Genomic DNA, 26,162 nt, shown 5'->3' on the forward strand with positions numbered 1-26,162 from the left:
CAGCATTGTCACCCACGATGTCCGCTTCCGCCGTATCACGAACGTTCTGGCAAGAGCTGAATATCGCGAGGCCGACCGGCGGCCGGTCTGCCGGCTGACCGACTTCGGCGACTCCTCGCTGAACTTCGTCCTGCGCTTCTGGATCCGCGACCCCCAGCAAGGTCTGACCAACGTGCGCGGCAAGGTGCTGCTGGCGCCATGCCTACCGGAAATCGGCGGCAGTCAAAGTGTAGGAACTGCGGCGGTCGCGGGAATAGGCTTTACCGGCAACCTTGTGGATGGATGATCGCAAGGTGTCGAAGGCCGACAGGTATTTTGTTTCCGACGCCGCTGTCCCGGCCAAGGCGCTGTCGGATTTTGCCAGCGCCTCGATCTCGACGAAGAAGCGCACTTCGAACATGCCGTCATGGCCAGTGAAGCGGACGGCGTTGCGGGCTTCGTCGAAGCTGCGGCTGGGGTTGGGGAATGAGAGCGTCATGACTGGCCCGCCGCTGTCTCGTGCGGGACAATTGGCGGCGCGGCAAGTCGCGCCCTGCGGCGCTCGGCATTGCGCAGGTTGAGGGACAACATGCCGTGCGTCGCGTCCGATCGGCTGAGGCCGGTCATGGCGCTGCCGTCGCTCTGCGCCGGAATTCCGGTGAAGACGTGATAGACCGTCCAGGAACGATCGGCTTCGACGCGGCGGCCATATTGACGGTCGGCGAAATCGCATCCCGACGCGCCAGCCTCGTTGTCCCAGGCCCCGGCGGCATTGCGGCGCCGATCGGCTTCGTTGCTATGGGCATTCATGATGCTGGCCTTTCCTCATTGACCGCTTGCGTGGCGAGAGCGCCGGAATAGAGCGCTGCGCCATTCGTGTCGGCGATCGTCATGGCGTCCGGCCGCTGCGGCATGTTCAGGGTCCTGGCCAGAAGCCTGGCGATTTCGATCGCATCGTCGAGGTCGGCCGCTTCCACGGTCTCGCGGCCGATCAGGGCATGCGCATCGTCCGCTTCCCGGGTGCGATAGAATTCGATCAGGATCTTCATCGTCATCAGAGCCCGTAGCGTCAGGTCTTGCCCTTGCCGCGCAGGGAACTGATGTTGGCGGCAAGCCTGGTCTGGGTGCCGAACACGCTTTCAGCTTTGGGCAGGACCTTTTCCTGCTTCGGCTTCCTGATCTCCCGGCTCGAGCGTTTTTGTCCCTTTGACATGGTCGAACGTCCTTTCGATGAGCGTTATGGTGTCACCGGGCGACGTGGCGACCGGTTCGAGACTGTCCTGCGTCGCCACCCTTTCATGAAGTTCGCCGTCGCTGCGGATGCGGTATTGCAGCGAATCTCCTCGGGGCGGCAGCGTGGCCGTGATGCGGTAGATTTCCGCGGTCTTTGGAAATGTGCCGAAGCCGCCCTTCAGCCGGACAGCCTGTCCGACGGCAAACAGATGCGTTGCGGCTTCGCGGCGGACCGGGCGTGCGTTGCGTTGCATCAGGGTGGTGGTTCTCATCATTGTCTCTGGTCCTGCTCCAGTGCGGCTTCAAGCGATGCCGGTTCGATCGGCACCATCTGCCGCGTGGCTCCGCTGGCGGAGATCGCCGGCAGGTGAATGAAGGTGGCGACGCGGCGCCATGCGGTCAGCGAAGCCCCTTCGAGGGCTTCCTCGTCATGATCGACGCGATACTCTCCGGGTGGTTGCGGCGTATCGAAGCCGGGCAGCGAAAACGCCGACCTGAAGCGAACGACTGATGGTGTGGTGCGGCTGGTCATGAATTGCGGCTTTCCGCGGAAACGCGCGGCTGCGCCTTTCCGTATCATTCCCACTCGAACCGCCAGGACGATGCCCGACGCTGCCAGTACATCCGTGGTCAGCGTCGGTTTCATTCCAGGGTTCGAACGGAACGAAATGTGCGCCGGACCGGCGCATGCACTCGTTTTCGAGAATTCGGTGGTGAATGGCGGGGCTCTGACACAAAGCCAACTCGACCAAATCAACGAGCTTTACATATGCGCCTCAATTGAGTTGCAAACAAGGTCGCGGCGCCCTTTTATTTATCCTTTTAAATAACAAATCAGCGTCCGCGAAAATCACGGCGGCAGAAAGTTTTCCTCCGATGCGAATGATTTTCTGCGCGCCTCGAATTATTTCATTCGATTTCTTGGGCATTCGCGAGAATTAATTCTGGCACTCCTATCTATCGAGTGCCAACGCGCCTATATCAGGGGTAGCGGCCGCCTATGCCGGCCCCAGAAGGAAGCTCCCCATGAAATTCCGGCCACTCCACGACCGCGTCGTCATTCGCCGCGCCGAAGGCGACACCAAATCCAAGGGCGGCATCATCATTCCCGACAATGCCAAGGAAAAACCCCAGGAAGGCGAAGTGATCGCCGTTGGCCCGGGCGCACGCGACGAAAGCGGCGCGCTGATCGTGCCCGATGTGAAAGCCGGCGACTTCATCCTGTTCGGCAAATGGTCGGGCACCGAGGTCAAGATCGACGGCGAAGACCTTCTGATCATGAAGGAAGCCGATATCATGGGCATTCTCGAGAAGATCGAGATCATCGACAAGAGCGAGATCGGGATCATCGACAAGACAGTGGCCGTCAAGAACGCCGCCTGACCAGTCTGGCTTCACGGCAAACCGCCCACTCCAATATTCGAACGGGATGAACAATCATGTCTGCCAAGGAAATCAAATTCTCCACCGATGCCCGCGACCGCATGCTGCGCGGCGTCGAACTCCTCAACAACGCCGTCAAGGTGACGCTCGGCCCCAAGGGCCGCAACGTCATCATCGACAAGGCCTATGGCGCGCCGCGCATCACCAAGGACGGGGTGACGGTGGCCAAGGAAATCGAACTCACCGACAAGTTCGAGAACATGGGCGCGCAGATGGTGCGCGAAGTGGCCTCGAAGACCAACGATCTTGCCGGTGACGGCACCACCACCGCCACGGTGCTGGCCGCCTCGATCCTGCGCGAAGGCGCCAAGCTGGTCGCCGCCGGCATGAACCCGATGGACCTCAAGCGCGGCATCGACCAGGCCGTTGCCGCCGTGGTCAAGGAAGTCAAGGCGCGGTCCAAGAAGGTCAAGTCCTCGGCCGAGATCGCGCAGGTCGGCACCATCGCCGCCAATGGCGACGCCACCGTCGGCGCGATGATCGCCAAGGCGATGGACAAGGTCGGCAATGACGGCGTCATCACCGTCGAGGAAGCCAAGACTGCCGACACCGAACTCGACGTCGTCGAGGGCATGCAGTTCGACCGCGGCTACCTCTCGCCCTATTTCGTCACCAATGCCGACAAGATGCGCGCCGAACTGGAGGACGCCTACGTCCTCATTCACGAAAAGAAACTCGGCAATCTGCAGGCGCTGCTGCCGATCCTCGAAGCCGTCGTGCAAAGCGGCAGGCCGCTGCTGATCATCTCGGAGGACGTCGAGGGCGAAGCGCTGGCGACGCTGGTCGTCAACAAGCTGCGCGGCGGCCTCAAGGTCGCGGCCGTCAAGGCGCCGGGCTTCGGCGACCGCCGCAAGGCGATGTTGGAAGACATCGCCGTGCTGACCGCCGGCCAGATGATTTCCGAGGATCTCGGCATCAAGCTCGACAACGTCACCATCGAGATGCTCGGCCGCGCCAAGCGCGTGCTGATCGAGAAGGACACCACCACAATCATCGACGGCGCCGGCACCAAGGCGACCATCCAGGCGCGCATCGCCCAGATCAAGGGCCAGATCGAGGAAACCACCTCCGACTATGACAAGGAAAAGCTGCAGGAGCGGCTGGCCAAGCTCGCCGGCGGTGTTGCGGTGATCCGCGTCGGCGGCGCCACCGAATCGGAAGTCAAGGAAAAGAAGGACCGCATCGACGATGCGCTGAACGCAACGCGCGCGGCTGTCGAAGAAGGCATCGTTCCGGGCGGCGGCGTGGCGCTGCTGCGCGCCAGGTCGGCGCTCAAGGGCCTGACCGGCGCCAATGCCGATGTGACGGCCGGCATTTCGATCGTGCTCAGGGCACTCGAGGCACCGATCCGCCAGATCGCCGAGAATTCCGGCGTCGAGGGTTCGATCGTCGTCGGCAAGCTCTCCGACAGCAAGGATCACAATCAGGGCTTCGATGCCCAGAACGAGGTTTATGTCGACATGATCAAGGCCGGCATCGTCGACCCGGCAAAGGTGGTGCGCACGGCACTGCAGGATGCCGGCTCAATCGCCGCGCTCTTGATCACCGCCGAAGCCATGATCACCGACATTCCGGCCAAGGATGCCGCGCCCTCACCCGGCGGCGGCGGCATGGGCGGAATGGGATACTGAGGCCTTGGAGCCAGGAGAAACCCGTGCGTGAACCGACACTGCTTCCGGTATTCGGCAGGCTTGGGGTCAAGCCGCCGGTCGCCGTTGCTGCGACGCCGACCACATCCAGGAGCATGAAGAACGTGGTTGCCAGCATGCGGGAGCGTCTCTCCTCACACGGGGGCCTGGCTTTGAAGCTGGGCGTGGTGCTGTGGACAGTCGTTGTCCTGGCGGCAGTGTTTTTCATTGTGCAGGCCTGAACCGGTCGGTGGCGGGCGAGAACGAAAGGACGCGGACTATGGCAAACCGCTACGCGCTTCGCATGGACCATCCGGACAGCTGGACCGTTTTCGACGTCTTCACCGGCCAGCCCGCCGAGTCCGATCACAAGGTCATGGTCGGCATCAATGCCGGCGAAGCGGACGAGATGGTCGGCCGGCTGAACGATCAGGACGCCAAGCGGCGGGAACAGGCCGGCCGCTGACTTGTGCCGGTGTGCCAGCGGGCAAATCTGCCGGAATGATTCGCTAACCACCTCTCGGGGGCGTACAGTCCCGCCGTCGCCGGCCAGAACAAGGGCACCGGCGCTTGAGAGCGTCCACCGTACTCCCGCCCCCTAAATGGGAGCTGCATCATGGACAATGATCATTCGGACGATGTGATCTCGACTTTCGACTGCAATATCCTGCGCGACGCCTTCAGGACATCTGTCATCGAAAATGGGATCCCCGAGGATCAGTGGCAAGGATACGCCGCGCTTTTGATCCGCGACTATACCGGCAATTCCGATTTTGAATCGGCGCTGCTGGCCTGGATCGTACGAAAGTAACTCTGTCGCCGTGCATAAGGTGCCGGAGCGGACAGCCGCTCCGCGCTTGCTTCTTATTTTTTGCCAGAAGGACAATAAGCATGAGGTTCATGAAAACCCCGGACGCCCCTGTCGTAACGGTCGAGCCGATCGTCGAAGCCGCAAAAGTCCTGTCGAAGCGACTGACGATCAGAAGCGACGAAGCCGCAAGACGAAAGCTCGCCGACACCGACGGCACGGTGCGCCGGGCGCGTCAACTTGCGGAAAGCAACCGCCTTATTTGATATGCCTGCGTCCCGCCGGCGGCGGGTCGTCGGATGATCTCGACGTCCCTGCCGGCGCCCTTGGCGGCCCGCCCGCCTCTCTCATGATGATCTCGCGATGCGGATAGGGGATGCTTATGCCGTTTGCCTTGAATGTGTCCCACAGCGCCAGCAACACCTTGCCGCGCACGTTGGTCAGGCCTTGCTGGGGGTCGCGGATCCAGAAGCGCAGGACGAAGTTCAGCGAGGAGTCGCCGAAGTCGGTCAGCCAGCAGACCGGCCGCCGGTCGGCCTCGACCCGGCCGACGCTGATGGCGGCCTCTATCGCCAGCTCGCTCACCTTGTGCGGATCGGCGTCGTAGGAGACGCCGAAGTTCACGTCGAGGCGCACGAGGTTGTCGCTGAACGACCAGTTGATGACCCGCTGGGTGATGAAGTCCTCGTTGGGGATCAGGAATTCGCGGCCGTCGCGCGTCACCACCGAGACGAAGCGCGCCCGCAATTCGCGGATCCAGCCGAAGGTGCCTTCGAGCGAAATGGTGTCGCCCGGCTTGATCGACTTGTCGAGCAGGATGATGACGCCGGAGACGAAATTCGAGACGACCTTCTGCAGCCCGAATGCGAGACCGACACCGACGGCGCCGGAAAACACCGTCAGCGCCGTCAGGTCGAGACCGACGGCGGAGAGTGCGACGGCGCCGGCCACCAGCACGAGGCCGATCTTGGCGACCTTGCCGACGAGGACGCGGATCGACGGCGTCAGCTCCTCCGAGATGCGGACGCGCTCATCGATGTAATTGCCGGTGACCACCGCAAGCCAGACAGTAGCGACCAGCAGCAGCGCCGCCTTCAGAACCATGAGCGCCGAAAGGCGCACCGCGCCCAGCGGGATTGCGAGGCTGTCGAGGAAAGCGGCTGCCTCGTCACCGACGCCCAGTATGACAAGGGCCGCGTAGATCCATGCTAGCCAGCCGAGCGTGCGCGCGACGAGGCGGTTGCGGATGATGCGCGACAGCACGGTCGCGAACAGCCACGCCAGCGAGAGCAATAACACGACGAGGAGGAGATGGGTGCGGCTCGGCCAGGTGATGGCGCGCAAGAGGTTGAGCGCGGCAAACAGCAGAACCGTGAACAGGATCCAGTCGGTGCGCCGCAACAGCGCGATGACGAGCCTCAGCAGTCCGGGATGGCCCTTGATCTGGCGCGCCTGGTTCTCGACGAGCGGCTCGACCCGCAGCGCCGCGAGCTTCGCCACCAGGAAGAGCGAGACGATAATGGCGGCCTGATAGACAAACCACGGCGTGGCGGCATAGTCGAACCATCCGCCGGCCCAGGCCAGCGATCTATCGATGGCGTCGCGAAAATCCATTGCCACACGACCACTTGGCTACGAACTGCAACTTCGCGGTCCACAATGTCGTCGGCCTTGTGATTGGTCAAGCCGACCTTCGGGGCGGCCTTGTGAGCGGCAGCGGCGGAACAAAAACGCAGCAAGGGCCACTGACGGCCGGCGACGAGGTTGGCAGGCCTTTCTGCAGCGCCACACCCGCATGTACAAGCGCATCGTCTTGCCCGACGCTTGCAGGTATCGCCGGCTCGCCGCCGCCCGACCAGTCTCGCGAAAAAATGTGTAAAATCATCCATCGAAGCGCTTGCGCAAGCGCTTCGATTGGATTAATTCAATCTCCGTGACGAATTTGGCGCTGCAGACCCGCATAGCCGTATTCGCCTTCGGAGGATCAGCAACAGCCCTTGCCGGCACACGTCGCGCCCCGCGCTTCGTGGCGGCCTGATGCTGCCTGTGAATTGTCAAACCGAACGGGAGGAACCGATGAACTTCAAGCAGAACGGACTGTCTCGCCGCACCTTCGTGAAGGCTTCGGCGGCACTTGGCGCCACCGCCGTGGCGGCTGCGTCAGGGGTCAAGATGGCGCGGGCAGCACCCGCCGAACTCAGGTATTTCTACCGGGCGCCATGGCCGTCTTCGGAGGTCTACGCCAATTGGCTGATCGACGAATGGAACAAGAAGAACGGCGACCGGGTTCATGTCACCGGCGCCAGCGTCGACGGCGAGACCTACAAGACCAAGCAGACCATCGAACTGTCCTCGAGCAATCCGCCGGATCTTTTCTATTCCTGGGAAGGCGGACGCGGCAAGGAGATCGTCGACAACGGTTTCTCCGCAGATCTGACCCCCTATTACGAGAAATATGGCTGGGACAAGAAACTGAATCCGGCCGGCGTGACGCTGTCGGTCTACAACGGCAAGAAGCATTTCGTCCCGACCGAGATGTGCGCCTCGGTGGTCTGGTACCGCAAGGACATCTACGAGAAGCTCGGCCTCAAGGTTCCGACCACATGGGACGAACTCATGGCCAATGCCCAGAAGGGCAAGGAAGCCGGCCTTGCCGCCTTCATGCTGGCCAACCAGAAGAAATGGCCCTCGCAGTTCATGTGGTCGGCGATCCTGGTCAACAAGCATGGTCTGGACGTCTATGACGGGCTGATCAACGGCACCATTCCGTGGACCGACCCGCGCGCCGTCGATGTCACCGCGATGATGCAGAAACTGGCCGAGGACGGGATGTTCGAGCCGTCGTTCAACTCGATCGATCTCGGGCCCGCCATGGTGCCGTGGACGCAAGGCCACGGCCTGCACTGGTATCAGGGCTCGTTCAATCTCGGCCGCTTCCGCGGCGACCAGCCGCAATGCTGCGTCGTGCCAATGGACTTCTTCCCGATGCCGGCCTTCCCGGGCAAGAAGCCGGTGATGTCGGTGTTCGCCGAGGACACAATCATGATCCATGCGAACAGCCCGAACAAGGATGCCGCGGCTGAGTTCCTCGACTGGATGGTGTCCGACGCAGCGATGAGCAAGAAGCTTGAGATCGACAAGCCTTTCCCGTCGAACGTCAATTCCGACCTGTCGCGGCTGAGCGAGATGGAGCAGCGCCTCGGCAAGGCGATGGCGGAGTCCGGCTCGTTCACCTTCATGCATGTCGACCATGCCACGCCGCCGGCGATCTCGGACAAGTTCCTCGACGGCGTCCAGGGGGTGCTGGCCGGCGCCATGTCGCCCGAAGACGCCATGAAGCTGACCGAGGACGAGGCGGCGCGCGTCAAGAAATCCTAGGCGATGACCGAGCGGGAGAGGTGCAACGCGCTTCTTCCGCGTCCTCCCCGGCGGCGGTGCGCTTCGGTGCGCCGCCGCAACGGCGGGAGCCCGCGTGCCGACGAAACGCGACGCGGACGCCACCCGTCCATTTCCGCAATCAATCGAAAGGCGTAACCATGGCCAGCAGCGCAAGCCGCTTCGATGACGGCACCTTCATCGGCTTCGCCCGCCGGCATGTGTTCGTGACCGTATTCGGGGTCGCCGTGCCCTTGCTGGTGTTCGCCTGCTTCATCGGCTACCCGATCGTCTACACGATCTGCCTCAGCTTCTTCGAATGGAACGGCATGGCGCCGCAGAAGAAATTCATCGGCCTGGCCAACTACGCCTACCTCCTCCACGACAAGTATTTCTACATAGCGCTGGTCAACAACGCCAAGTGGCTGGTCGTGTCGCTGGTGTTTCCGGTCTCGCTCGGCTTCCTGATCGCCTATGTGATGAAGGCGCGGCTGGTGTTTGCGCCATCGCTCCTGCGCACGATCGTCTTCTTTCCGGTGACCATGTCGCTGATCGCGGTCGGGCTGATGTTCCTGCTCATCCTCAATCCGGTGTTCGGCGCCTTCGACACCTTGCTGCGCTCGGTCGGGCTCGGCTTCCTGGTGCATGAATGGTTCGGCGACTACCGCATCGCACTTTACACGCTGGCGGTCATTTCGGGCTGGGCCTTCACCGGCATGCCAATGATCTTCTACTTCGCCGGCCTTGGCGATGTTCCGAAGGAAACCTTCGACGCCGCGCGCATCGAGGGCGCCGGACATTGGCGCATGATCCGCAGCGTCGCCCTGCCCCAGCTGCGCCCCGTCACCGCGATCATCGTCATGCTGACGCTGTTTGAATCGCTGCGCGCCTTCGACCTGATCGCCGTGCTGACCAAGGGCGCCCCTTTCGGCATGACCAACGTGCTCGGCTATCTCGTCTACATGGAGAGTTTCTGGAACTCCCGCTTCGGCTACGGCGCGGCACTCAGCGTCGTCATCCTGGTGATTGCCGGGTCGCTGGCAGCCGTCCTGCTCGGCAAGGTCCTGAAGGGTGCCTTCGATGTCTGACGCGACCCTGAACGCCGGCGCAACGCGCCGCGGCAACCTCGCCTCGGTCCTGCCCAAACTCGCCGCGACCCTGCTCATGCTGGTGCTGGCGGCGGTGTGGCTCGGACCGCTGCTTTTGATCGTGATGACGTCGATCAAGTCGAACGCCGAGTTCCTGGCCGGGCCGTTCGCCTTGCCCAGGTCGCCGACCATCCAGCCCTATATCGACGTCTGGTTCGGGCTCGGTTTCGGCACGCTTTTGAGGAACAGCCTGATCTATGCCACGGCCGGGTCGGCGCTGGCGGTGACACTGGCGCTGGTCCCGGCCTTTGCGCTCAGCCGCATGAACGTGCCTGGCCGCAAGTGGATCTTCGGCCTGCTGCTGACCGGCCTCATGCTGCCGCAGCAGACGGTGCTGATCCCGCTTTACGACACGCTGCGCACATTCCACCTGCTGGACACCAAGATCGGCCTGGTCATCGTCCACGGCGTCTATGGAATGCCGCTGCAAGTGCTGATCCTGCGCGGCTTCATGACGACCATCCCGCCGGAAATCGAGAAGGCCGCCTATGTCGAGGGCGCGACCGACTTCCAGGTTTTCTGGAAGGTGATCCTGCCGCTGTCGGTTCCCGGCATCCTGGTCGGCTACACGCTGAACTTCATCGCCATCTGGAAGGAGTTCGTGTTCGGGCTGGTGTTCCTCAACAGCGAGGAGAACTTTCCGGTGACGGTCGGCATGCTGAAGCTGAACAGCGACCGCTACCTTGCCGTCTTCAACCTGCCGGCCGCGGGCCTCGTCATCTCGCAACTGCCGATCGTCATCCTGTTCATCCTGACCTACCGGCAGATCTCGGGCGGCAATCTCTCCGGCGCCGTGAAGGGCTGATTTCGATGACTGTGGAACAAGGACTTTGTAATGGCTGAAGTGTCCCTGAAGGACGTCGAGAAGCGCTATGCGATGGTGCCGGTTCTGTCCGGGCTGAACCTGGACATTGCCGATGGCGAATTCACCGTGCTGGTGGGACCGTCCGGCTGCGGCAAGACGACGACGCTGAACATGATCGCAGGTCTTGAATCGATCACCGGCGGCACGCTGCGCATCGGCGCGCGCGACGTGACCACGCTGCCGCCGAAGGACCGCGACATCGCCATGGTGTTCCAGTCCTACGCGCTGTTTCCGCACATGACGGTGCGCGACAACATCGCGTTCGGCATGAAGATCCGGAAAACCCCGAAAGCCGAGATCGAAACGCAGATACGGCAGGTGGCGCAGCGGCTGCGCATCGATGACCTGCTCGACAGACTGCCCAAGGCGCTGTCCGGCGGCCAGCGGCAGCGCGTCGCGCTCGGGCGGGCGCTGGTGCGCCGGCCCGGCGTGTTCCTCATGGACGAGCCGCTGTCCAACCTCGACGCAAAGATGCGCATCGAGGCGCGCAGTTTCCTGACCAAGATGCATCAGGAGGTCGGAACCACGACCGTCTATGTCACGCACGATCAGGCCGAGGCGATGACCATGGGCAGCAAGATCGTGGTCATGAACGGCGGCAAGATCCAGCAGGCGGCGGCCCCGCTCGAGGTCTACAACCGGCCGGCCAACCAGTTCGTCGCCGGCTTCATCGGATCGCCCGCCATGAACTTCCTGCGCCTGGTCTACGACGGCAAAGCCCTCCTGGACCAGGCTTGCCGGTTGCGGATAGAGGTTCCGGAGTGCCGGCGCGCGGCGCTTGCCGGCCAGCAGGGAAAAACGGTCACGCTGGGGGTGCGGCCGGAGCATTTCAGGATCCTGCAGCCCGGCGCCACCCCGGGGGCCGATTCGATCGCGTTCAATGTCGACGTGGTCCAGCATCTCGGCCACGAAATTCTTCTCGACCTCAGCGCCGGCGATCACAGATGCATCGCGCGGCTGCCGCCCAGCGACCGTTCAAAGCTTGGGGAAAGCCGGCTGTTTTCCATCGATATGGACCACGTCCATTACTTCAACGGCGACAGCGGCGAAAACCTCATTGATTATGCCCGGCAACAATGAATAGTCGGCTGCGGACCGGCGATTGGGGACCGGTTCCCGGCAGGCGGGTGCCGCATCGAGGGTAAAGGGATGGCGAGAGCGACTGCAACGATCAGCGACGTCGCCCGCCGCGCCGGAGTGTCCACCTCCACCGTGTCGCACGTCATCAACGGCACGCGCCTCGTCAGCCCCGAGAAAACCGCTCTCGTCAACGAGGCGATCACTGCGACGGGATATCAGCCGAACGCGCTGGCGCGCTCGCTGGCACGCAAGGTCAGCAACTATGTCGGCATCGCCATATCGGCGATCACCAATCCCTATTTCAGCGACATCATCTGCGCCATCGAGAACGAGTGCGCCCGGCTTGGCCTGCTGGTTTTCCTCGCCGACACGCGCGACGAGCCTGGCCATGAGCTGGCCGTCGTCCAGGCGCTGCAGGAACGACGGGTGGACGGCATCATCCTGGCCCCGTGCGGCGATCCTGAAAGCACGACCGTGCGCTATCTGGAAAGGAGCGGCATCCCGACCGTACTCGTCGACAGGTACACGGCGTCGGCCTTCGACCATGTCGGCGTCGAGAACAAGCAGGCCGTCGCCAATCTGGTTTCGCATATGGCCGAATTCGGCCACAGGCGGATCGGCATGATCGGCGGCCATGCCGGTTTCAGTACCACCACCGAGCGCATCGAAGGCTACAGGCTCGGCCTGAAGCGTCACGGGATCGCCTTCGATCCGGCGTTGGTGCAACCATCGAACCAGACTTTCGAAGCCGCCCAAAGTTCGACCGCTGCCCTGCTGGCGCTGGCAAACCGGCCGACCGGCATCATTACCGGAAACAACCAGACGACGATCGGCGCCGTGGCCGCGATCCGCAATGCGGGCCTCAGAATACCGCAGGACATATCGCTTGCGGGCTTCGACGACTTCGAGTGGGCGAACTACTTCGACCCGCGGCTGACCCTGGTGGCGCAGCCCTGCGACGAGATTGGCCGCAGGGCCGCGCAGATGCTTGTCGAGCGGATCGGCGGATTGCACACGGCACCCCGTTCCGTCAGGTTGAAATCGACCCTCGTCACAAGGAACTCTTGCGCGGCTCCGGCTGTTTCCTGAACCGCCTGGCGGATCGCGCCGAGATGCGAGCGCGATTTTGCGCGCTGCGCAATTTCGATCAAACTGGCCGCGCCAGGAAACGGCAGCATCATCCGGCCAATGCGAGGAGAAACATGAACCCGACCGAGAAGGCGCTGTGGTTCGTCGAAAGCCATCTGCCGGAAGCGGTCTCGCTCGACGATGTCGCGCAAAGCAGCGGCGTGTCGCGCTTCCACGTGACGCGCGCTTTCGGCGCTGCGACCGGCCGCTCGGTGATGGGCTACATGCGGGCGCGCCGGCTGAGCGAAGCGGCGCGCAAGCTAGCCTCCGGCGCGCCCGACATCCTCTCGGTCGCGCTCGACGCCGGCTATAACTCGCATGAGGCCTTCACCCGCGCCTTCCGCGACCAGTTCGCCACCACACCGGAACTGGTGCGCGCAAAAGGCAGCCTCGACAATCTCGATCTCGTGGAGCCGATCCTGATGGACCAGTCCCTGCTTGCCAGCCTCGAGCCGCCGCGCTTCGAGACCAGCCGCCCCTTCCTCATCGCCGGCCTCGGCGAACGCTACAGCTGCGAGAGCAGCGCGGCGATCCCGATGCAGTGGCAGCGTTTCGGCCCCTTTATCGGCAACATTCCGGGTGAGATCCGCGACGTCGCCTACGGCGTCTGCGTCAACGGCGACGATGCCGGCAATTTCGATTACATTGCAGGCGTCGAGGTGACCGATTTCTCCGACCTGCCGAAGGACTTCTTCCGCGTCCGCGTGCCGGCGCAGAAGTACGCGGTATTTTCGCATCGCGAGCACATCTCGACTATCCGCCGCACCGTCAACACGATCTGGAACAAATGGCTGCCGGTCTCCGGCCACGAGATCGCGGATGCGTCGGAGTTCGAGCGCTACGGCCCCGAATTCGATCCGCGCAGCGGCAATGGCGGGCTGGAGATCTGGATCCCTGTGAAGGGGTGAGGAGCGGTCGGCCGTAGGCCGATCAATCGACAACGTTTTGTCGATTGAAGCGACGAACGCCCGAAGCCATAGCGAAGGGCCGGACCAACGCTAAAACTCCAAATTCCAGTCCTAGTCGACTAGATCCTTGCCGAAGGAATGGTGTGCACGCATCCACCAGCCGCTTGGCTACGCCGAGGCCGCGCGCCGACGCGTCCAGTCAAGGCGAATTCACAAAAACCGAATGCGCTCGTCATCTGGCAAGAAACGTTTCTGGGCGAGAGTCTGAAGGCCTAGGTCCCGAGGGTCAAAGAAATCGAAGAGAGGATACTATGTCGAATCTGGTAAACTCTTTAAATGCAAGTTACTTAATAGAAATGGCTCGGAAATTGAAGTCCAGGAGATTATCGCTGCAATGACGCAGTCTCAAAACGCACGGGTCTGGGCCAGCCGCGCCTTCATGGACTCGTCACGCATCAAGGGATTCACCGCTGATCCGTTGCCGACGGGAATGAACCTCGGCCAGATGGCTGAATTGAACGAAACAGGCGAACGAATGTCGGCAGAGCATTTCCCGAAGGAGATATTCGCCAAGTACCCGGACAAGAAAGAAAAGAAGCAGGCGGATCTCGTGCTTGCTGCGGGCGCAGTGGTGGTCTCGGCGGCCTGCGCCGATGTGCTGCGGCAATTCGATCTCGGCCATTCGTCGCTCTACCCGATCAAGCTTTTCCAGCATGACCGCAACACGCCGGTCGAAGGTGAGTATTTTTGCCTCAACATCGGCGAGCGCAAGGATGCTTTCCTGCGCGAACATTCAAAGAGGGTCATTGAGTACGGTATCGGCGGTTTCAGAATGTGGCCAAATCTTCTTGACGACGAGGTGGCCGTTGGGCGGGCTGCCCTTGAAGGCCCCGATCTGTGGGTGAGTCCGCCGTTGAAACGCATTTTCTTCCTGAGCGACCGGCTGACCCAAGCGCTACGGGCGGCAAAGATGAGCAGGGTCTTTGGTTTCCGCGCCTGCCGCATTGTCGAAGCTGACTAGGAACGGCTCGGAGTCGAAGACGGCGCGAAGCGAGCAAGCAGGTGGTTTCCGAGCCGGCCTCTCCTGAACATCAGCGGGCTTTACAGGTCCAGGTTCCAGTTCTGGCCGACCAGATCCTTGCCGAAGGAATGGTGGCGCTCTTCCTCGGCGAGCTTGAAGCCTGCCGCCTCGTAGATGCGGCGCGCCGAGACGAGGATGTCGTTGGTCCACAGCGTCAGCGTCTTGTAGCCCTTCGCACGAGCAAAACTCACGCACTCATCGACCAGCCGCCTGCCGATGCCGAGACCACGCGCCGAGGGCTCGACATAGAGCAGGCGAAGCTTCGCCACCTCGTCCGACTTGCGCACGACAAAGACCGAGCCGACAACCTCGCCTTCCCGCTCGGCGACCCAGCCGCGCTCCCATTTCGGATCGAAGGATTTGACGAAGGCCGCGAGGATCTCGGCGACCAAGGCCTCGTAGGTCTCGTCCCAGCCATAATCCTGCGCGTAGAGCATGCCCTGGCGTCTGACGATCCAGCCGATATCGCCGACCTGCAGCGGCCGCAGCATGTAGGGAATTTTAGGCTCGGCACCGTCGCCGCCCAGCAGGCGCTGCACCGTCTGCATGGCCTTGACCAGTCTGTCCTGGTCGGATGCCGGCAGCCGATCGAGCAAGGCCGCGACCTGATCGTGCGAATCCCAATTCAGCGGCGCGAAGGCCTGCCTTCCGGCCGGCGTCAGCGCGATCGACGAGCGCCGCGCATCGGCCTCGGTGGCGGCGCGCTCGACCAGGCCGCGCTCCTCGAACTTCTTCAGCAGCCGGCTGAGATAGCCGGGGTCAAGCGCAAGGTCGCGGACAAGGTCGGTGGCGGTCAGGCCGTCGCGATGCGCCAGCTCGTAGAGCACCCGCGCTTCGGTCAGCGAGAACGCGCTTTTTAGGAGCCCTTCTTCGAGCAGCCCGATCTGGCGGGTGTAGAAGCGATTGAAGGCCCGCACCGCGTCGATCCGTTCCTTACCGGGTTGGTGATGAAGGGTCATGGCGTTTCTCCTGTCGGGGACAGGATCGATCATTTAGTTGACTTAGTCAAGTAAATAGCTGCTGCCTATCTGACGGCCTGGCGGATCAGCCCCTCGAAGCCATCGGCCAGATTCGCCGTGCCGGCGGCGATGATCTTCGACAGGGCCCTCGCCCGGCCGGGGGTCTTGTTGGCGTCGAGCAGCACCGCCCTGCCCTCATGCATGACGAAGTCGAACTTGCCGTAGTCGAAGCCGAGCTTCTGGCGCAACGCCCGCAATTCGTCGGGGACCGGAACCGGCTCGCGGCGAATGGTGTCGTCGCCCTTGACCAGACTTTGCGGCGAGACGTAGCGGGTGCAGCGCTCGCGCTCGCCGCAGAAGATCCAGAACCGCGCCGCGAAGCCGTCCGGCTCCGCTTCGGGGATGAATTTCTCGACGACCAGATTGGTGCGCGCAAAAACTTCCGCAGGAACATCCGCCAGCGAAGCACGGATCTGGTACTGTTCGAAGGCCTCGCTACCCGGAAAGGGAATTGCCTTGCCGGCGCGCACGGAGTGCCGGTTGAGCTGTTGCTCGGGCGTTCCCTGGTGGTTGAGATTGCTCTTGACGATGACCGGACCGGACCAGTCGTCATCCTGATCGATGACAGCGCCGCTGATGCGGCGCTTGGAGATGTCGCTTGCACCGAGATTGAGGCAAAAGGGAAAGCCTCGCGCATAGTCGACATAGTCGGCCGGCGTCAACGTCGCGTCGACATGGAGAACGGCGATATCGGCATCATGTCTGGTCGAAGGCCCGGGCAGGATGCGAACGGAATGGCCGCGCCTTTTCAGCTCCGCCAGTATGTCGAACAGCATATAGGGGCTGCCCCAACGCCGCAGCATGCCGCGCCGGTGCTGGAACCGGTCGTATTCATGCGTTATCACCGCGATGCGGACCACGATCTCTCCAACCGCGCGAAGCAGGCATTCAGCGGGACCTATCCAGTGCACCACCAGCCAACGAGCCGTTTTGCATGACTAGCCACTGGGATGCAATTCGCCGCCACTGGCAGTTGCTCGGCCCGCCGCTGCGGCCGCCGCCGGTGGCGGTCGAGACCTATGAGCGCGAACTCCAACTGCAATCGGCGGATGTGCTGCTTTTGGGCGTGACGCCGGAATTGGCCGGCCTCGGCAAGACGATGCTGGCTGTCGATGAATCCGCAGCCATGATCTCCGGCATCTGGCCCGGCGACACCGACACGCGCAAGGCGGTGATCGGCAACTGGCTGGACCTGCCGATTGCCTCCAATAGCGTCGATGCCGTCATTGGCGACGGCTGCCTGTCGGCGCTTGATTCATCTACCGCGAGACTTCACCTGCTTGCCGAAATCGGGCGCGTGCTGAAACCGGGCGGACGGGCCGGGCTGCGCCTGTTCGCCGGCCCCGAGGCGCCGGACGATCTAGGGGCCGTGCGGGAACTCACCATGGCCGGCGGCGTCGCCACCTTCCACGAACTCAAATGGCGGATCGCCATGAGTTGCACCGGCGGCGACCCGGACCGCGCCATCAAGGTGAAGGCGATCCTCGAGGCGTTCGACACACTGTTTGCCGACCGCGAGGAGCTTGCCCTGGCCACCGGCTGGGACATGGCCGTCATCGGCACCATCGATGTCTATACGACGTCGCAGGCCAGCTACAGCTTCGCCACCGCGGCAATGCTGGTTGAGGAGGCAAGCCGCCATTTCAGCCGTGTCCGCCTCGCCCCGACCGGGACCTACGGCATGGCCGAACGCTGCCCGCTGCTGGTGCTGGAGCAGCCGCGCCGATAGATACTCACCCCATCGGCAAAGCCTGCCAGCGGTCGACAATCTTGCCGCCGGAAAGCACGGCAATAGAACCGAAATGCTGCAGTACCGCCTCGCTCTGCGTCGGCCTCAGAAACGCGTAGTCGCCCGGTTTGACCATTGCATCCCCGGGCAGGCCCATGAACTGCTGGTTGGAGGACAGGCCGATCAGGCCGTTGGTCTTCATGCCGTCGGGAAACACCGGCTCGGCCATCCATTTGCCGCCATAGAGGTAGCAGCCCTTGCGCGGAAACAGGCCGAGCGTTTGCAGTATCCGCGACAGGGCTGCCGGGCCGGGCAGCACCGGCTCGACCGCCTTCAGGATCGGCGTCGCGATGAAGGCGGCCGGTTGGAAGCCGGAGAGCCCCGGCTTGTCGAAATCGCTGGGCAGCACGAAGGCGGAGCCGATCGACACTTCATTGGCCACCCCGCCATTATGCAGCAGCGCCGTCTTCGAACCGCCGATGTTGAGGATGCGGCGCTGGTCCTCGCCAAGGCAATCGGCGAACTCCTTGGTCAGTGCCGAGGCCTTTTTCAGCGCTCCGTCCTGGCCTCCGAACAGGCCGGGAATCTCGGGCGCATGCGCCTCATAAGCCATGATGCCCTGACAATGCAGCCGTTCGGGAATCGATAGCCCCTTCAAGGCTTCCGGGCTCGCGAACCCACCACGGTGCAGCCCGACATCGACCTCGTAAGCGAAGCGCAGTTCGATGCCGAGTTCGGCCGCCTGCGCGCCGTATTCGGCCAGCCGCTCTTTCGTATCGATCAGCCAGCAGACGCGCGACCACTCCACTCGGCCTTTCGTCAGCATGGCTCTCGCCGCACCGACCGGCATCGGCTTGCCATAGAGCATGTCGGCGTCCGGAAAGGCATCGAGCACGGCCTGCGTCACCGGCGGATGAAAGGTCATGAAGCGGTTCGTGCCGAGCGCCCTGGCGATGTGCGACAGCAACGGCACGCAAGCCAGCGATTTGTCGACCAGCCGCACGGCAAGGCCAGGGTCCAGTCTCTCCTTCACCAGAGCGATATTGCGGTCCAGCCTGTCGCGGTCGAGCAGCAGGCAGGGCTGGAAGATGCCGGCCTCCTTCAACGCCTGCGACAGCGCGGCGAAATAGGCGCTCATGTCTCGATGCCGAACAGGCCGGCCATATAGGGCGACACGAAACGGTTTTGCGGATCGATGTCGCGGCGCACCGCCATCGCCTCGTCCCAGCGCGGATAGAGTTTCTTCAAATCCGCCGCCTTCAGGCTGTGCATCTTGCCCCAATGCGGCCTGCCGCCATATTTGCGGAAGATCGGTTCGGCCGCGCGCATGAACGGCAATGGATCGTTCGCCGCATCGTGGTGGATGGCGATCGAGCAGGTGGGCCTTTTGTAGAACGGCGAGAGCCAGAATTCGTCTGCTGCCACCGAGCGCACCTCCATCGGGAAATAGACTGCGGGAAAGTGCGTCTCGGTCAGCGCGATGATTTCGGCCAGCGCCTTCGGCCCCTCCTCGAAGGGCAGATGATATTCCATCTCGTTGAAGCGGGTTTGTCGGTCGCTGGCATAGACGTTGAGCCAGTCCTGCACGTAATCCTCGGCCGGCAGTTTGGCGATGGCGCCCAGGATCAGCCGGCGGCGCAGCGACGGCAGCCAGCGGAGTGCGGTGCGCAGCCGGCGTAGCGTCTGCAGCCCCGCCTCGTCGCCCTCGGTCGGCCGCAGCGTCGTCGCTGCATCGCTCAGGTCACTGGCGATGAACTGCGCGTAGCCGGAAAACGGAATGTAGTAGAACTCGGCCGAGCGATGCGCGCTCATCATCTTTTCGAAGTCGCGCAGCATGTCGGCGATCGGCAGCACCCATTTGCGGCGGCGCAGCCGATAGGTCGGCATGTTGTTCACTGTCACTTCGGTCAGGAGGCCGAAGGCGCCGAGCGCGACGCCGATGGCATGGATCGTCTCTTGATCCCCTGCCTTGGAGTATTCGCGCAGCTTGCCCAGCCCGTCGACGATCTGCACCGTCTCCAGCTGCGTGTGATAGGCGCCAAGCGTCGGACCGGAGCCATGGGTGGCGGTGCCGAGCGCGCCGCCGATTGCCTGGCGGTCGATGTCGCCCATGTTGGGCAGGCCCTGGCCGATGCCTTGCAGCAGCTGCATCAGCGGGCCGAGCCTGGTCCCTGCCCGCACACGCGCCTGATGTTTCTGCGCGTCGTGCGACACCAGCCCCTCGATCTTCTCCAGCGAGACGATCGTGCCTTCGGATTTCACCAGCGGCGTGAAGGAATGGCCGGCACCGACGACGCGCAGCGGGCCGGGTGCGCCGCGCACCAGATCGGCAAGCTCATTGGTGTCGGCCGGGCTGGCGATCAGTTTCGGCTCGGCGCGAACGAAGCCGGACCAGTTGCTCCAGGTGGTCGACAAGGCGCCCTCCTCCCGCTTAGGCGACGGCGCGGCGCCGCCGCGACACGAGGATGAACAGGCCGAGCAGCATAACGCTGGCAAGCGCGCTGGCGGCGGCGAATTCCGGCACCGGCCGGAAGTCCTTGCCGTCGATGAGCAGCGATGCCGCGATCGGGCCGATGGCCAGGCCGAAGAGCTGGGCGGCCGGCACCAGCAGCACGGCGGTGCGCGTCTCGTCAGCGGTGATGGCCAGCCGGATCTGGTAGGGCACGATGAATAAGAGGATAAAACCCATGACCAAGGCTGAGACCCAGAATGTCGTCAGGCCCGGTCCGCCGGCGAGAACCAGGGAACTGACAAGCGCGACAGTACCGATCGCCGCGATGGCGTGGCGATAATCGATGCGCGCCTCGAACACGGTCGCCGTCATCGCGCCCAGAACCTGAACCGCGAGGCTGGCCGAGACGATCAGGCCGACGGTGCGCCCGTCGATGCCGTACTGCACGCCAAGCGGCTCCAGAAAAGCCCAGACCGCGCCGAAGAACATGAAGTAGCAGAAGACCGACAACAGCGCGCTCATCGAAGGGAGCGTCAGCACATTGGCCAGGTTCTCTTCCTTGGGCAGGTCGGCATAGTTGCCCGGCACCTTCCAGGCGACCACCAGGGACGCCAGGCAAACCAAGGCGAGCGCAATGAAGCCGCCGGCCGACCCGGCTGCCGGAATCACATAGAGGGCGAGCACCAGCGCCAACGCGCATTGCATCAGCGTCTGGATGGTGACGAAATAGCCGCCGATGCGCTCGGCCCGCCGCGAGCGGGCGATGAGCTCGGTGGCGATCGCGACCAGGCCGCCCTCGGCGAGCCCGGCCATGGCGCGTGCGGCGATCAGCGTATTCGCGGAGGCGGCATAGGCCGTCCACCAATTGGCCAGCGCAAGCAGGATCAGCAGGACAGCACTTTTCCAGCGCATGTTGCGGGCTGCAAGCAGCATCGCCACGACGCCTGAGCCGACGGCAATGGCGATCATCTCCGCCGTCGCGACCAAAGCAAGTTCGTCGCCGCTGACATGGCCCTCGGTGTAGAGGGCGCCGAGGAGCACCGGCTGCAGGCCGAGGATGAGCAGGCCAACCGAACCGATCCACAGGGCCGAGGCAAGCTCGGCGCCGGTCGGATTGCCAACCAGCCAATCGCCATTCCCCTGATGTCCGGCATTCGATGCCAAAGGCGCCTCCCCCAACGTCCTTGCCGCACGGCGAAAAAACTGACAATCTGTCAGCAATTCTGGAAACTGATACTTGATCATATTTATTGTCAACCGGGAATTTGGACTTTCTGGCGAGAGATCCGACGCATGACGGAAGCAAGGCGATTGGCGACCGAGCCGCGGCGCAGACCCAAGCAGGAGCGCAGCCGCGAGCGCATCGACGCGATCCTGTCGACGACCATGCGGCTGATCGGCGAGAAGGGCATCGACGCCGTCACGATGAAGGAAGTGGGCGCGCTGGCCGGCGGGCCGATCGCCACCGTCTATCACTATTTTCCCAACAAATCGGCGATCCTGGCGATGCTCTATGAGCGCTTCTCCGAGGTCAGCCGCACCCGCTTCGGCGCGATCATCGCTGAAATCCGTGGCCTGGACGACGTGACGGCAGCGGCTGATCGCCTGCTCGACGACTATTATGAGCGCGTTGCCGAAGACCCGGCCATTCAGGATCTGCAGAACGCGATCCAGGCCGACAAGGCGCTGCAGAATCTCGACATCGCCGAGACAAGACAGCAGGCGAGCACGTTCTGCGAGCATGTCGGCCCGCTCATCGATCCGGAGCGGCGCGAGCAGTTCGCCCGCGTGGTCTTCCTGATCTTCCAGCTTGCCGGCGGGGTGGTGCGGCTTGCGCTGACGCAGGACGAGGAAGAAGGCCGACGGACGATCGATGACTACAGGTCGATTATTCACGCGCAGCTGCGGTTGTTTCTTTAATCGACCTCAGGGATCCAGCTTCGGCGCCAAGATGTCGACCAGCCAGTCGACGAACACCCGCACCCGCGGCGACAGTTGCCGGCTGCGTGGATAGAGCACCGAGATCGGCGTCGCGGTCGGCGGATAGTCGCCCAGCAGCTCGACCAGCCGGCCGGCGGCAAGATCATCGGTAAAACGAAGCCGCGGTGCCTGGTAGAGGCCGAAGCCGAGCCGTACCAGAGTGGCGCTGGTGTCGGAATTGGCCACGGTGACCAGCGACGGCAGGACGATCTCGCGGACCTTGCCGTCGACCATGAACTCCAGCGGCATCACCTGTCCGGTGCGCGAGGAGACGAAGCCGATCATCATATGCCCGGCAAGATCGTCGAGAGAGCGCGGCAGGCCGTGGCGCTCGAGATAGGCAGGGCTGGCGACGGTGATTTCGCGCGCCGTGCCCAGCCGGCGCACGATCATGTCGCTGTCGGGAAGCACGCCGGCGCGGATGACGCAGTCGACACCTTCGCGCACGAGGTCGACCAGCCGGTCCCCCTCGCCTATGTGCACGCTCAGACCCGGATGGCGGGCGAGCAGCGCCGGCAGTTCCGGCAGGATGAAGGTGCGCGCCATGTGGCCGTTGACGTCGATGCGCAACCGCCCGCGAACCTCATTGGCGGCAAAGCTGCCTTCGGCATCCTCGATGTCGGCCAGGATGCCGGTGCAGCGCTGATAATAGGCCTCGCCGTCGAGTGTCGTCGTGACGTGGCGGGTGGTCCGCCGCAGGAGTTGCGCGCCCAGCCGTTCCTCGAGCTGCTTGATCGCGGAGGTGGCGCTGGAGCGCGGCAGTCCGAGATCGGCGGCGGCCGCAGTGAAACTGCGCCGCTCCACGACGCGGGCGAAGAGGCGCATGCTGTCGAGCCTGTCCATGTTCCGATTGTTCGTCTTTCCTGAATAGAGAAGGCAATTTTTGCCTGATTATATCCGCCAGGCGGGAGAATAAATAGAGGCCATCGCAAATCGATGGAGACGACCATGACCAAGACCAATCGCCCGATAGCCCTGATCACCGGCGGCAGCCGTGGATTGGGACGCAACACCGCGCTCAGCCTCACCCGCAGGGGCGTCGACCTGGTGATTACCTACCGGTCCCGCGCGGACGAGGCCCAGGCGGCCATCGCGGAGATCGAGGCGGCGGGCGGCCGCGCCGCGGCGCTGCAACTCGATACGGGCGCGGTCGCGACCTTCCCGGCCTTCGTCGAGGCATTGAAGCGGACGCTCAGCGAGACCTGGCAGCGCGACCAGTTCGACTTCCTCGTCAACAATGCCGGTACCGGCCTGCGCAAGACCATCGCCGAGACGACCGAAGAGGAATTCGACACGCTGATGAACATCCACCTCAAGGGCGTGTTCTTCCTGACCCAGGCGCTGCTGCCGCTGATCGCCGATGACGGCCGCATCATCAATATTTCGAGCGGACTGGCGCGCTTCTCGGTCCCGGGCTCGGCGGCCTATGCGATGATGAAGGGCGGCATCGAGGTGTTTACGCGCTATCTGGCCAAGGAACTCGGCTCCCGCCGCATCACCGCCAACACGGTGGCACCCGGCGCGATCGCGACCGACTTCAATGGCGGCCATGTGCGCGACGACGCCGACATCAACCGCATGGTGGCAGGCGTCACCGCGCTCGGCCGCGCCGGCGTGCCCGACGATATCGGCCCGATGATCGCCTCGCTGCTGTCGGACGACAGCCGCTGGGTCAACGCCCAACGCATCGAGGTGTCGGGCGGCATGAACATCTAGCCTCCAAGCGTCTCGACTTTCCCGCTGCGCCGTGTTTCACAGCTCCCACCCGGCGCAGCGGATGCATTTCGCGGCCGATACCGGCGGCGATCATCGCGTTCCATGAACGGGCGATCGCGAAAAACAAAATTTCGCGCGACCAGGTGGCTCGGCGCGCCTTGACTCCGACAGACCAGCAGCCTATTTCACCGGCACGTTAGCACTCGCCATTGGTGAGTGCTAACCAAGTCCGGCATCACCGGGCTGCATTGGTTGTCCGGCTTCGCCGGGCAGCATTGGTTTGTCCGGCTTCGCCGGACGGAGGAACAGTTCTCACCGTTCTCATTCGAGGAAGAAAAAATGGCAAAGTCGAAGTTCCGCCCGCTTCATGACCGCGTGGTCGTTCGCCGGGTTGAATCCGAATCCAAGACCGCCGGCGGGATCATCATCCCGGATACGGCGAAGGAAAAGCCGCAGGAAGGCGAGATCATCGCCGTCGGTTCCGGCGCCCGCGACGAAGCCGGCAAGCTCGTCCCCCTGGACGTCAAGGCTGGCGACCGCATCCTGTTCGGCAAGTGGTCGGGCACCGAAGTCAAGCTCAATGGCGAAGACCTTCTGATCATGAAGGAATCCGACATCATGGGCATCATCGGCTGAATATCGGCCTCACCGTCATCTAAATCTGCGGGCTCGATCAAAGCCCCTGCCAGGAGCTAAACATGGCTGCCAAAGAAGTAAAATTCTCCCGCGACGCCCGTGAGCGCATGCTGCGCGGCGTCAACATCCTCGCCGACGCGGTGAAGGTCACGCTCGGCCCCAAGGGCCGCAACGTCGTCATCGACAAGTCGTTCGGCGCCCCGCGCATCACCAAGGACGGCGTCACCGTCGCCAAGGAAATCGAGCTTGAAGACAAGTTCGAGAACATGGGCGCGCAGATGGTCCGCGAAGTTGCTTCGAAGACCAACGACATCGCCGGCGACGGCACCACGACCGCGACGGTTCTGGCGCAGTCGATCGTCCAGGAAGGCCACAAGGCGGTTGCCGCCGGCATGAACCCGATGGACCTGAAGCGCGGTATCGATCTGGCCGTGACCGAAGTCGTCGTGGCGCTCGGTAAGGCCGCCAAGAAGATCAAGACCTCCGAGGAAGTCGCCCAGGTCGGCACGATCTCGGCCAATGGCGACGAGTCGGTCGGCGCCATGATCGCGGAAGCGATGCAGAAGGTCGGCAACGAGGGCGTCATCACGGTCGAGGAAGCCAAGACCGCCGAGACCGAACTCGAAGTCGTCGAAGGCATGCAGTTCGACCGCGGCTACCTGTCGCCCTACTTCGTCACCAACGCCGACAAGATGGTTGCCGATCTCGAGGACGCCTACATCCTGCTCCACGAGAAGAAGCTCTCCAACCTGCAGGCCATGCTGCCGGTCCTCGAGGCCGTCGTGCAGACTTCGAAGCCGCTGCTCATCATCTCGGAAGACGTCGAAGGCGAGGCCCTGGCCACGCTGGTCGTCAACAAGCTGCGTGGCGGCCTGAAGATCGCCGCCGTCAAGGCGCCGGGCTTCGGTGATCGCCGCAAGGCCATGCTGGAAGACATCGCCATCCTGACCGGTGGCCAGGTCATCTCCGAAGACCTCGGCATCAAGCTCGAGAACGTCGGCCTCAACATGCTCGGCCGCGCCAAGAAGGTGTCGATCTCCAAGGAGAACACCACCATCGTCGACGGCGCCGGCAAGAAGGCCGAGATCCAGGGCCGCGTTGCCCAGATCAAGCAGCAGATCGAGGAGACCACCTCGGACTACGACAAGGAGAAGCTGCAGGAGCGTCTCGCCAAGCTGGCGGGCGGCGTTGCGGTGATCCGCGTCGGCGGTGCGACGGAAGTCGAAGTCAAGGAAAAGAAGGACCGCGTCGATGACGCCCTCAACGCGACCCGCGCGGCCGTGGAAGAAGGCATTGTCGCTGGCGGTGGCGTGGCCCTGCTGCGCGCTTCGGCCAACCTCAAGGCCACCGGCGCCAACTCCGACCAGGCCGCCGGCATCAACATCGTGCGTCGCGCGCTGCAGGCTCCGGCCCGCCAGATCGCGGCCAACGCCGGTGCGGAAGCTTCGATCGTTGCCGGCAAGATCCTCGACAACAAGGGCGCGACCTTCGGCTACAACGCCCAGACCGGCGAATATGGCGACATGATCGCCATGGGTATCGTCGATCCGGTCAAGGTCGTGCGCACGGCTCTGCAGGACGCGGCCTCGGTCGCCGGCCTGCTCGTCACCACCGAAGCCATGATCGCCGAGGCTCCGAAGAAGGAGTCGGCTGGCGGCGGCATGCCTGGCGGCATGGGCGGCGGCGGCATGGGCGGCATGGGCGGCATGGATTTCTAATTGCCGAATGATCCCGAAAAGTTGCAGACTTTTCGGACAAGATCATTCGCAATGGGAACTCCATAAAGCACGCCCATGAATCCAAGTTACTCAAGCCCGCAAGCGGGCTTGAGTGGCGGCATGGACTTCTAATTGCCGAATGATCCCGAAAAGTTGCAGACTTTTCGGACAAGATCATTCGCAATGGGAACTCCATAAAGCACGCCCATCAACCAAGAATGCTCAAGCCCGCAAGC

At 63.3% G+C, this 26,162-nt stretch carries 30 protein-coding genes and 1 pseudogene; 19 read left to right on the forward strand and 12 right to left on the reverse strand.

The features are described 5' to 3' along the window. Window positions 1-67: 67 nt before the first annotated feature. Window positions 68-196, forward strand: a pseudogene (locus AC1RUK_RS14920) (mechanosensitive ion channel family protein); the annotation flags it as partial. Between the two features lie 6 nt (window positions 197-202). Here the strand turns inward: AC1RUK_RS14920 and AC1RUK_RS14925 are convergent. From AC1RUK_RS14925 to AC1RUK_RS14945, 5 genes are all read right to left on the reverse strand, one after another. Beyond that, complete coding sequence (locus AC1RUK_RS14925; protein WP_436174386.1) at window positions 203-478, reverse strand: DUF1488 family protein; 276 nt, start codon at window positions 476-478, stop codon at window positions 203-205. Continuing rightward, window positions 475-789 (reverse strand): hypothetical protein, encoded by a 315-nt coding sequence (locus AC1RUK_RS14930; protein ID WP_481835007.1) that lies wholly within the window; start codon window positions 787-789, stop codon window positions 475-477. The genes AC1RUK_RS14925 and AC1RUK_RS14930 overlap by 4 nt, the downstream gene beginning before the upstream one ends. Further along, window positions 786-1,028, reverse strand: coding sequence for a hypothetical protein (locus AC1RUK_RS14935; protein ID WP_481839494.1), 243 nt, complete (start codon window positions 1,026-1,028; stop codon window positions 786-788). The genes AC1RUK_RS14930 and AC1RUK_RS14935 overlap by 4 nt, the downstream gene beginning before the upstream one ends. Before the next feature lie 90 nt (window positions 1,029-1,118). Further along, window positions 1,119-1,484 (reverse strand): hypothetical protein, encoded by a 366-nt coding sequence (locus AC1RUK_RS14940; RefSeq protein ID WP_481839493.1) that lies wholly within the window; start codon window positions 1,482-1,484, stop codon window positions 1,119-1,121. Further along, window positions 1,484-1,744, reverse strand: coding sequence for a hypothetical protein (locus AC1RUK_RS14945; protein ID WP_481835006.1), 261 nt, complete (start codon window positions 1,742-1,744; stop codon window positions 1,484-1,486). The genes AC1RUK_RS14940 and AC1RUK_RS14945 overlap by 1 nt, the downstream gene beginning before the upstream one ends. 494 nt (window positions 1,745-2,238) lie before the next feature. Here AC1RUK_RS14945 and AC1RUK_RS14950 point away from each other — a divergent pair, with 494 nt between their 5' ends. From AC1RUK_RS14950 to AC1RUK_RS14975, 6 genes are all read left to right on the forward strand, one after another. Then, a complete protein-coding gene (locus tag AC1RUK_RS14950) occupies window positions 2,239-2,595 on the forward strand; it encodes a co-chaperone GroES (RefSeq protein WP_481835005.1) in 357 nt (118 codons plus the stop codon). Window positions 2,596-2,651: 56 nt separating this feature from the next. Further along, window positions 2,652-4,286, forward strand: coding sequence for a chaperonin GroEL (groL, locus tag AC1RUK_RS14955; RefSeq protein ID WP_436174382.1), 1,635 nt, complete (start codon window positions 2,652-2,654; stop codon window positions 4,284-4,286). 23 nt (window positions 4,287-4,309) lie between these two features. After that, window positions 4,310-4,525 carry a hypothetical protein gene (locus AC1RUK_RS14960; protein WP_481835004.1) on the forward strand — a complete coding sequence of 72 codons (216 nt, stop codon included), beginning with the start codon at window positions 4,310-4,312 and terminating at the stop codon, window positions 4,523-4,525. A 38-nt stretch (window positions 4,526-4,563) separates the two neighbouring features. Beyond that, on the forward strand, window positions 4,564-4,749 hold the full coding sequence (locus AC1RUK_RS14965; protein ID WP_481835003.1) for a hypothetical protein: 186 nt from the start codon (window positions 4,564-4,566) through the stop codon (window positions 4,747-4,749). Window positions 4,750-4,899: 150 nt separating this feature from the next. Next, window positions 4,900-5,094, forward strand: a complete 195-nt coding sequence (locus AC1RUK_RS14970; protein ID WP_436174379.1) for a hypothetical protein — start codon at window positions 4,900-4,902, stop codon at window positions 5,092-5,094. Window positions 5,095-5,174: 80 nt separating this feature from the next. Next, window positions 5,175-5,357, forward strand: a complete 183-nt coding sequence (locus AC1RUK_RS14975) for a hypothetical protein (RefSeq protein WP_481835002.1) — start codon at window positions 5,175-5,177, stop codon at window positions 5,355-5,357. On the opposite strand, the gene AC1RUK_RS14980 is transcribed toward AC1RUK_RS14975, so the two are convergent. Further along, entirely contained in the window at window positions 5,350-6,705 is a 1,356-nt protein-coding gene (locus AC1RUK_RS14980; protein ID WP_481835001.1) for a mechanosensitive ion channel family protein, read from the reverse strand. The genes AC1RUK_RS14975 and AC1RUK_RS14980 overlap by 8 nt on opposite strands. Before the next feature lie 462 nt (window positions 6,706-7,167). Between AC1RUK_RS14980 and AC1RUK_RS14985 the strand changes: the two genes are divergently transcribed. The 7 genes from AC1RUK_RS14985 (at window position 7,168) to AC1RUK_RS15015 (ending at window position 14,616) form a co-directional block, all read left to right on the forward strand. Further along, a complete protein-coding gene (locus AC1RUK_RS14985) occupies window positions 7,168-8,469 on the forward strand; it encodes an ABC transporter substrate-binding protein (RefSeq protein ID WP_436174377.1) in 1,302 nt (433 codons plus the stop codon). A gap of 158 nt (window positions 8,470-8,627) precedes the next feature. Next, window positions 8,628-9,554 (forward strand): carbohydrate ABC transporter permease, encoded by a 927-nt coding sequence (locus tag AC1RUK_RS14990; protein ID WP_481835000.1) that lies wholly within the window; start codon window positions 8,628-8,630, stop codon window positions 9,552-9,554. Further along, a complete protein-coding gene (locus AC1RUK_RS14995) occupies window positions 9,547-10,419 on the forward strand; it encodes a carbohydrate ABC transporter permease (RefSeq protein ID WP_481834999.1) in 873 nt (290 codons plus the stop codon). Before AC1RUK_RS14990 ends, AC1RUK_RS14995 begins: the two co-directional genes overlap by 8 nt. Window positions 10,420-10,449: 30 nt before the next feature. Next, entirely contained in the window at window positions 10,450-11,559 is a 1,110-nt protein-coding gene (locus tag AC1RUK_RS15000; RefSeq protein ID WP_436174374.1) for an ABC transporter ATP-binding protein, read from the forward strand. A gap of 69 nt (window positions 11,560-11,628) precedes the next feature. Next, window positions 11,629-12,648 (forward strand): LacI family DNA-binding transcriptional regulator, encoded by a 1,020-nt coding sequence (locus tag AC1RUK_RS15005; RefSeq protein WP_481834998.1) that lies wholly within the window; start codon window positions 11,629-11,631, stop codon window positions 12,646-12,648. Between the two features lie 113 nt (window positions 12,649-12,761). Then, a complete protein-coding gene (locus tag AC1RUK_RS15010) occupies window positions 12,762-13,595 on the forward strand; it encodes a GyrI-like domain-containing protein (protein ID WP_481834997.1) in 834 nt (277 codons plus the stop codon). A 394-nt stretch (window positions 13,596-13,989) separates the two neighbouring features. Then, window positions 13,990-14,616 carry an imm11 family protein gene (locus AC1RUK_RS15015; RefSeq protein WP_481834996.1) on the forward strand — a complete coding sequence of 209 codons (627 nt, stop codon included), beginning with the start codon at window positions 13,990-13,992 and terminating at the stop codon, window positions 14,614-14,616. 80 nt (window positions 14,617-14,696) lie between these two features. Here AC1RUK_RS15015 and AC1RUK_RS15020 read toward each other — a convergent pair whose 3' ends face one another. Continuing rightward, window positions 14,697-15,635: a bifunctional helix-turn-helix transcriptional regulator/GNAT family N-acetyltransferase gene (locus AC1RUK_RS15020; RefSeq protein WP_481840288.1), complete on the reverse strand. Its 939-nt coding sequence runs from the start codon at window positions 15,633-15,635 to the stop codon at window positions 14,697-14,699. A 65-nt stretch (window positions 15,636-15,700) separates the two neighbouring features. Beyond that, window positions 15,701-16,555, reverse strand: a complete 855-nt coding sequence (locus tag AC1RUK_RS15025) for an ATP-grasp domain-containing protein (protein ID WP_481834994.1) — start codon at window positions 16,553-16,555, stop codon at window positions 15,701-15,703. Window positions 16,556-16,629: 74 nt separating this feature from the next. Between AC1RUK_RS15025 and AC1RUK_RS15030 the strand changes: the two genes are divergently transcribed. Further along, window positions 16,630-17,424, forward strand: a complete 795-nt coding sequence (locus tag AC1RUK_RS15030) for a class I SAM-dependent methyltransferase (RefSeq protein WP_481834993.1) — start codon at window positions 16,630-16,632, stop codon at window positions 17,422-17,424. 4 nt (window positions 17,425-17,428) lie between these two features. Here AC1RUK_RS15030 and AC1RUK_RS15035 read toward each other — a convergent pair whose 3' ends face one another. From AC1RUK_RS15035 to AC1RUK_RS15045, 3 genes are read right to left on the reverse strand one after another with little or no spacing between them, the layout of a single operon-like run. Then, window positions 17,429-18,562 carry an alanine racemase gene (locus AC1RUK_RS15035; RefSeq protein WP_481834992.1) on the reverse strand — a complete coding sequence of 378 codons (1,134 nt, stop codon included), beginning with the start codon at window positions 18,560-18,562 and terminating at the stop codon, window positions 17,429-17,431. Continuing rightward, entirely contained in the window at window positions 18,559-19,839 is a 1,281-nt protein-coding gene (locus AC1RUK_RS15040) for a D-arabinono-1,4-lactone oxidase (protein WP_481834991.1), read from the reverse strand. The genes AC1RUK_RS15035 and AC1RUK_RS15040 overlap by 4 nt, the downstream gene beginning before the upstream one ends. Before the next feature lie 16 nt (window positions 19,840-19,855). Then, window positions 19,856-21,040 carry an MFS transporter gene (locus AC1RUK_RS15045; protein ID WP_481834990.1) on the reverse strand — a complete coding sequence of 395 codons (1,185 nt, stop codon included), beginning with the start codon at window positions 21,038-21,040 and terminating at the stop codon, window positions 19,856-19,858. A 129-nt stretch (window positions 21,041-21,169) separates the two neighbouring features. On the opposite strand from AC1RUK_RS15045, the gene AC1RUK_RS15050 reads away from it, so the two are divergent. Beyond that, a complete protein-coding gene (locus AC1RUK_RS15050) occupies window positions 21,170-21,796 on the forward strand; it encodes a TetR/AcrR family transcriptional regulator (protein WP_481834989.1) in 627 nt (208 codons plus the stop codon). 6 nt (window positions 21,797-21,802) lie between these two features. On the opposite strand, the gene AC1RUK_RS15055 is transcribed toward AC1RUK_RS15050, so the two are convergent. Then, entirely contained in the window at window positions 21,803-22,699 is an 897-nt protein-coding gene (locus AC1RUK_RS15055) for a LysR family transcriptional regulator (RefSeq protein ID WP_481834988.1), read from the reverse strand. A gap of 93 nt (window positions 22,700-22,792) precedes the next feature. On the opposite strand from AC1RUK_RS15055, the gene AC1RUK_RS15060 reads away from it, so the two are divergent. The 3 genes from AC1RUK_RS15060 (at window position 22,793) to groL (AC1RUK_RS15070) (ending at window position 25,926) form a co-directional block, all read left to right on the forward strand. After that, window positions 22,793-23,572 (forward strand): SDR family NAD(P)-dependent oxidoreductase, encoded by a 780-nt coding sequence (locus AC1RUK_RS15060; protein ID WP_481834987.1) that lies wholly within the window; start codon window positions 22,793-22,795, stop codon window positions 23,570-23,572. A gap of 339 nt (window positions 23,573-23,911) precedes the next feature. Then, on the forward strand, window positions 23,912-24,208 hold the full coding sequence (gene groES, locus AC1RUK_RS15065) for a co-chaperone GroES (RefSeq protein ID WP_006203049.1): 297 nt from the start codon (window positions 23,912-23,914) through the stop codon (window positions 24,206-24,208). Between the two features lie 62 nt (window positions 24,209-24,270). Further along, window positions 24,271-25,926 (forward strand): chaperonin GroEL, encoded by a 1,656-nt coding sequence (groL, locus tag AC1RUK_RS15070; RefSeq protein WP_006203047.1) that lies wholly within the window; start codon window positions 24,271-24,273, stop codon window positions 25,924-25,926. Window positions 25,927-26,162: the final 236 nt, after the last annotated feature.

It is taken from the genome of Mesorhizobium monacense, assembly GCF_056781675.1.